Annotated in this window: 1 protein-coding gene and 3 rRNA genes; all 4 read left to right on the top strand. The window is 61.0% G+C overall.

What is annotated here, in order from left to right:
* Nucleotides 1-167: 167 nt before the first annotated feature.
* Nucleotides 168-1,693: ribosomal RNA gene (locus LCD35_RS28270) — 16S ribosomal RNA — on the top strand.
* Between the two features lie 254 nt (nt 1,694-1,947).
* Nucleotides 1,948-5,035: ribosomal RNA gene (locus tag LCD35_RS28265) — 23S ribosomal RNA — on the top strand.
* A 113-nt stretch (nt 5,036-5,148) separates the two neighbouring features.
* Nucleotides 5,149-5,266, top strand: a 5S ribosomal RNA gene (gene rrf / locus LCD35_RS28260).
* Together the 16S, 23S and 5S rRNA genes form the textbook arrangement of a ribosomal RNA operon.
* Before the next feature lie 218 nt (nt 5,267-5,484).
* Nucleotides 5,485-7,188: a dihydroxy-acid dehydratase gene (gene ilvD, locus LCD35_RS28255; RefSeq protein WP_224962299.1), complete on the top strand. Its 1,704-nt coding sequence runs from the start codon at nt 5,485-5,487 to the stop codon at nt 7,186-7,188.
* Nucleotides 7,189-7,362: the final 174 nt, after the last annotated feature.

Below are 7,362 nucleotides of genomic sequence, written 5' to 3'. Positions count from 1 at the left end.
CCCTGAATGCAGGGGTTGTGGGTGATGGTGTGGGTGTGTTCTTTGAGAACTCAACAGCGTGCCGATGATGGTGAGTGGTAAACTCATCTTGATGAATTATATGCCTCGGTTTTCTTTGGATGGCCGGGGTGCCTCGTTTTTTTCGGGGCAGGATTTTCTCTGAGACATTGTTGGAGAGTTTGATCCTGGCTCAGGACGAACGCTGGCGGCGTGCTTAACACATGCAAGTCGAACGCTGAAGCCCTTTCGGGGGTGGATGAGTGGCGAACGGGTGAGTAACACGTGGGTAATCTGCCCTGCACTCTGGGATAAGCCTTGGAAACGGGGTCTAATACCGGATAGGACACGTGGCCGCATGGTCTGCGTGTGGAAAGTTCCGGCGGTGCAGGTTGAGCCCGCGGCCTATCAGCTTGTTGGTGGGGTGATGGCCTACCAAGGCGACGACGGGTAGCCGGCCTGAGAGGGTGACCGGCCACACTGGGACTGAGACACGGCCCAGACTCCTACGGGAGGCAGCAGTGGGGAATCTTGCGCAATGGGCGAAAGCCTGACGCAGCAACGCCGCGTGGGGGATGACGGCCTTCGGGTTGTAAACCTCTTTCGACATCGACGAAGCCTTCGGGTGACGGTAGGTGTAGAAGAAGCACCGGCTAACTACGTGCCAGCAGCCGCGGTAATACGTAGGGTGCGAGCGTTGTCCGGAATTATTGGGCGTAAAGAGCTCGTAGGCGGTTTGTCGCGTCGGCCGTGAAAACCTGCCGCTTAACGGTGGGCGTGCGGTCGATACGGGCAGACTTGAGTTCGGTAGGGGAGACTGGAATTCCTGGTGTAGCGGTGAAATGCGCAGATATCAGGAGGAACACCGGTGGCGAAGGCGGGTCTCTGGGCCGATACTGACGCTGAGGAGCGAAAGCGTGGGGAGCGAACAGGATTAGATACCCTGGTAGTCCACGCCGTAAACGGTGGGCGCTAGGTGTGGGGACTGTTTCCACGGTTCCTGTGCCGTAGCTAACGCATTAAGCGCCCCGCCTGGGGAGTACGGCCGCAAGGCTAAAACTCAAAGGAATTGACGGGGGCCCGCACAAGCGGCGGAGCATGTGGATTAATTCGATGCAACGCGAAGAACCTTACCTGGGTTTGACATGCACAGGATCGCCCCTGAGAGGGGGTTTCCCTTGTGGCCTGTGTGCAGGTGGTGCATGGCTGTCGTCAGCTCGTGTCGTGAGATGTTGGGTTAAGTCCCGCAACGAGCGCAACCCTTGTCCTGTGTTGCCAGCACGTGATGGTGGGGACTCGCAGGAGACTGCCGGGGTCAACTCGGAGGAAGGTGGGGATGACGTCAAGTCATCATGCCCCTTATGCCCAGGGCTTCACACATGCTACAATGGCTGGTACAGAGGGTGGCGATACCGTGAGGTGGAGCGAATCCTTAAAGCCGGTCTCAGTTCGGATCGGGGTCTGCAACTCGACCCCGTGAAGTCGGAGTCGCTAGTAATCGCAGATCAGCAGTGCTGCGGTGAATACGTTCCCGGGCCTTGTACACACCGCCCGTCACGTCATGAAAGTCGGTAACACCCGAAGCCCATGGCCCAACCGGTTCGCCCGGGGGGAGTGGTCGAAGGTGGGACTGGCGATTGGGACGAAGTCGTAACAAGGTAGCCGTACCGGAAGGTGCGGCTGGATCACCTCCTTTCTAAGGAGCAATGCACATCCGCGGACACTGGTTTCGACTGGTGTTGGTGGGGTGTCCAGGGTTGAGAAGACATGTGTTCTTCTGTTCTGGGTGCTCGAGGATTTAGTGGAAATGCCGCTCGGAGTTTTCGTTGTCGTGCACGCTGTTGGGTGTCTGAGGGGACACACTGGTGACTGCGGCCCTTATTGTGGGTTGTGGTTGGTGTCTTTTCGGTTGTTGTTTGAGAACTGTATAGTGGATGCGAGCATCTTTGTGGCCAAGTTATGTAGGGCACATGGTGGATGCCTTGGTACCAGGGGCCGATGAAGGACGTGGGAGGCTGCGAAATGCCTCGGGGAGCTGTCAACCGAGCTGTGATCCGAGGATGTCCGAATGGGGAAACCCGGCCCGAGTGATGTCGGGTCACCTGCACCTGAATGTATAGGGTGTTGGGAGGGAACGCGGGGAAGTGAAACATCTCAGTACCCGTAGGAAGAGAAAACACTGGTGATTCCGTGAGTAGTGGCGAGCGAAAGCGGAGGAGGCTAAACCGGGCGCGTGGGATACCTGGCAGGGGTTGCGTGTCTGGGGTTGTGGGGCTTGTCTGGAGGCGGCTGTCACCGTTTCAGCGTGGTTGTGTGTGTTAGTTGAACAGGTTGGGATGCCTGGCCGGAGTGGGTGAGAGTCCCGTAGGCGAAAGCACATGCGATACGTGTGGATTTGTTCCCGAGTAGCAGCGTTTCCGTGGAGGGCGCTGTGAATCTGGCGGGACCACTCGCTAAGCCTAAATACTTCCTGGTGACCGATAGTGGATAGTACCGTGAGGGAATGGTGAAAAGTACCCCGGGAGGGGAGTGAAATAGTTCCTGAAACCATGTGCCTGCAATCCGTCAGAGCATGATCTTTGGGTTGTGTGATGGCGTGCCTTTTGAAGAATGAGCCTGCGAGTTGCTGCTGCGTGGCGAGGTTAACCTGTTGTGGGGTAGCCGGAGCGAAAGCGAGTCTGAAGAGGGCGTGGAGTCGCGTGGTGCAGACCCGAAGCGGAGTGATCTACCCATGGCCAGGGTGAAGCGCGGGTAAGACCGTGTGGAGGCCCGAACCCACCAGGGTTGAAAACCTGGGGGATGAGTTGTGGGTAGGGGTGAAAGGCCAATCAAACTTCGTGATAGCTGGTTCTCCCCGAAATGCATTTAGGTGCAGCGTCGTGTGTTTCCTGGGTGGGGTAGAGCACTGGTTGGTTGATGGGCCTTATGGGTTACTGACGTCAGCTAAACTCCGAATACGCCTGGGTAGAGCGCGGCAGTGAGACGGTGGGGGAGAAGCTTCATCGTCGAGAGGGAAACAGCCCAGAACACCGGCTAAGGCCCCTAAGTGTGTGCTCAGTGGGAAAGGATGTGGGATTGCCCAGACAACCAGGAGGTTGGCTTAGAAGCAGCCATCCTTGAAAGAGTGCGTAATAGCTCACTGGTCAAGTGGTCCTGCGCCGACAATGTAGCGGGGCTGAAGTGCACCGCCGAAGCCGTGTCAATGAGTCCTTGTGGCTTGTTGGGTAGGGGAGCGTCCTGCATGCGGTGAAGCGTCCGGGTAACCGTGGCGTGGAGTGTGTGGGAGTGAGAATGCAGGCATGAGTAGCGAGAGCAGAGTGAGAATCTCTGCCGCCGATTGACTAAGGGTTCCTGGGGCAGGTTCGTCCGCCCAGGGTGAGTCGGGGCCTAAGGCGAGGCCGACAGGCGTAGTCGATGGAGAACGGGTTGATATTCCCGTACCCGTGTGCACGCGCCCATGGCGAAACGGTTGAGACTAACCATCCGCGAGCATGGTGGCTCTTCGGAGTTGTTGTGTGAGTGCATGGGACCTGATTCTGCGGTAGTCAAGTGATGGGGTGACGTAGTGGGGTAGCTGTGCCAGTGAGTGGTAGTACTGGTGTAAGCCTGTAGCCTGCCGTCTAGGTAAATCCGGGCGGTGTGAAGGGTGAGGGGTGATGCGTAGCCGTTGTGGTGAAGTCAGTGATCCCGTGCTACCGAGAAAAGCCTCTAGCGATGTGTGTGCATGGCCCGTACCCGAAACCGACACAGGTGGTCAGGTAGAGTATACCGAGGCGGTCGGGTGAACTGTGGTCAAGGAATTCGGCAAATTGCCCCCGTAACTTCGGGAGAAGGGGGGCCATTGCTGGTGAACACCCGTGCGGTGGGAGCTGGTGGTGGCCGCAGAGGCCAGGGAGAAGCGACTGTTTACTAAAAACACAGGTCCGTGCGAAGTCGTAAGACGAGGTATACGGACTGACGCCTGCCCGGTGCTGGAACGTTAAGAGGACCTGTTAGCATGCCTTTGGGTGTGTGAAGCGGAGAATTTAAGCGCCAGTAAACGGCGGTGGTAACTATAACCATCCTAAGGTAGCGAAATTCCTTGTCGGGTAAGTTCCGACCTGCACGAATGGCGTAACGACTTCTCCGCTGTCTCGACCACAGGCCCGGTGAAATTGCAGTACGAGTAAAGATGCTCGTTTCGCGCGGCAGGACGGAAAGACCCCGGGACCTTTACTATAGCTTGGTATTGGTGTTCGGTGCGGCTTGTGTAGGATAGGTGGGAGACTGTGAAGCGTTCACGCTAGTGGGTGTGGAGTCGTTGTTGAAATACCACTCTGGTCGTTCTGAGCATCTGAACCTCGGACCCTGATCGGGTTCAGGGACAGTGCCTGGTGGGTAGTTTAACTGGGGCGGTTGCCTCCTAAAGGGTAACGGAGGCGCCCAAAGGTTCCCTCAGCCTGGTTGGTCATCAGGTGTTGAGTGTAAGTGTATAAGGGAGCTTGACTGTGAGACTGACAGGTCGAGCAGGTGCGAAAGCAGGGACTAGTGATCCGGCACTGGCTGGTGGAAGCGGTGTCGCTCAACGGATAAAAGGTACCCCGGGGATAACAGGCTGATCTTGCCCAAGAGTCCATATCGACGGCATGGTTTGGCACCTCGATGTCGGCTCGTCGCATCCTGGGGCTGGAGTTGGTCCCAAGGGTTGGGCTGTTCGCCCATTAAAGCGGCACGCGAGCTGGGTTTAGAACGTCGTGAGACAGTTCGGTCCCTATCCGCCGCGCGCGTAGGAGATGTGAGGAAGGCTGTCCCTAGTACGAGAGGACCGGGACGGACGGACCTCTGGTGTGCCAGTTGTTCCGCCAGGAGCAGGGCTGGTTGGCTACGTTCGGGAGGGATAACCGCTGAAAGCATCTAAGCGGGAAGCCTGTTCCAAGATGACGTCTCCCACCCTTTTGTGGGTTAAGGCCTCCTAGAGATGATGGGGTTGATAGGCTCGGCATGGAAGCACAGTAATGTGTGGAGTGGACGGGTACTAATAGGCCGAGGACTTGTTCACGAAGATTGCTACGCATCCACTATACGGTGTCTGAGGCAGCAACCGGTTGGTTGTTGAATTGGATAGAGGTTTCACATGGCGCCCCTTGGTGGGGTGTTGGTGTGGTTGGATTTGTCGGTGGTTTTAGCGGAGCGGGGAACGCCCGGTCCCATTCCGAACCCGGAAGCTAAGCCCTCCAGCGCCGATGGTACTGCACTCGATAGGGTGTGGGAGAGTAGGACACCGCCGACAATACTCATGAGGGGACACGCCCCGGAACCAAGTTCCGGGGCGTGTTCTGTTTTCCAGGACCGTCACGAGCCTGGGGTGAAGACGATGATGGGGGCCTGGTCCCCAGGGAGTGGCCTTCAAGCCACTCCCTGGGGACCAGGCCCCCTTTTTTTTCGTGTGTCCCGTCGGGGGACCTCGGCACCGGGTCAGCAGTTGTCGTCCGCACTACAGTCGGCCGGATGAGCACTGGCGAGCACAGCGAACCGGACCTGAAGCCACGCAGTCGTGACGTCACCGACGGGATCGAACGGTCGCCCGCCCGCGGCATGCTGCGAGCCGTCGGCATGCAGGACGAGGACTTCGTGAAACCCCAGATCGGAGTGGCCTCGTCGTGGAACGAGATCACCCCGTGCAACCTGTCACTGCAACGATTGGCGCAGGCCGGCAAGGACGGGGTCCGCGAGGCCGGTGGGTTCCCGATGGAGTTCGGCACCATCTCGGTGTCCGACGGGATCTCGATGGGCCACGTCGGCATGCACTACTCCCTGGTGTCCCGCGAGATCATCGCCGACTCGGTCGAGACCGTCATGCAGGCCGAACGGCTGGACGGTTCGGTTCTGCTGGCGGGCTGCGACAAGAGCCTGCCCGGCATGCTGATGGCGGCGGCACGACTGGGGCTCGCCTCGGTGTTCGTCTACGCGGGCTCGACGTTGCCGGGCAAGGTCGACGGCCGCGAGGTGACGATCATCGACGCGTTCGAAGCGGTGGGAGCGTGCGCGCGGGGCCTCATCGGCGAAGACGAAGTGGAACGCATCGAGCGCGCCATCTGCCCCGGTGAAGGCGCGTGCGGTGGTATGTACACGGCGAACACGATGGCGTGCGCCGCGGAAGCGCTCGGCATGTCCCTGCCCGGCTCGGCGAGCCCGCCTTCGGTGGACCAGCGCCGCGACGTGAGCGCGCGCGAAGCGGGCCGAGCCGTGGTGGGCCTCCTGGCGCGGGGGATCACCACCCGCGACATCCTCACGAAAGAGGCCTTCGAGAACGCCATCGCAGTGGTGATGGCGTTCGGCGGCTCGACCAACGCGGTGCTGCACCTGCTGGCCATCGCTCGTGAAGCCGAGGTGGACCTGCGGCTGGAGGACTTCAACCGGATCGGGGACCGGGTGCCGCACCTGGCCGACGTGAAGCCGTTCGGCAGGCACGTGATGCCCGCAGTCGATCGGATCGGCGGAGTTCCCGTGGTGCTGAAAGCACTGCTTGACGCGGGCCTGGTGCACGGGGACTGCCTCACCGTCACCGGCCGCACCCTCGCGGAGAACCTGGCGGCGCTGGATCCGCCCGAGCTCGACGGCGACGTGCTGCGGCAGCTGTCGAACCCGCTGCACCCCACGGGCGGGGTGACGATCCTGCGCGGTTCGTTGGCGCCGGACGGGGCCGTGGTGAAGAGCGCCGGCTTCGATACCGACACGTTCCGCGGCACGGCGCGGGTCTTCGACGGCGAGCAAGGTGCGATGGACGCGGTCGAGCAAGGGACGTTGCGGCCGGGTGACGTGGTGGTGATTCGCTTCGAGGGCCCGCGGGGTGGTCCGGGGATGCGGGAGATGCTCGCGGTGACCGGCGCGATCAAAGGTGCCGGGTTGGGCAAGGACGTGCTGCTGCTCACCGACGGCCGGTTCTCCGGTGGGACGACCGGACTGTGCATCGGGCACGTCGCTCCGGAGGCAGCGGACGGGGGACCGATCGCGCTGGTCCGCGACGGCGACCCGATCCACCTGGACCTCGCCGCGCGCACCCTGGACCTCCAGGTCCCCGACGCCGAGCTGACCGCTCGCCGCGCCACCTGGACCAAGCCCAGACCGACGCTCCGCCACGGCGTCCTGGCGAAGTACGCGGCCCTGGTCGGTTCCGCCTCCGAAGGAGCCCCTGCCACCCCGCGATTGTGAGTGAACGGACCGTTTGACCAACTAGATCGGACGAACGGTCCGTTCACCCGACACCACATCGCGCCGGCTGTTCCGCACCTGGTGGTGGGGGGGGGGGGGGGGGGGGGCCCCCAACACCGCGCCGCCACCCGGGAACAAGCCCGGAAGCGAGGGGCGGGCGGGGGCCGGCGCGGA

The organism is Saccharopolyspora sp. 6V (genome assembly GCF_020176785.1).
GTDB classification, from domain to species: Bacteria; Actinomycetota; Actinomycetes; order Mycobacteriales; family Pseudonocardiaceae; genus Saccharopolyspora_C; species Saccharopolyspora_C gregorii.
This window is presented reverse-complemented; position numbering and strand designations above follow the sequence as displayed.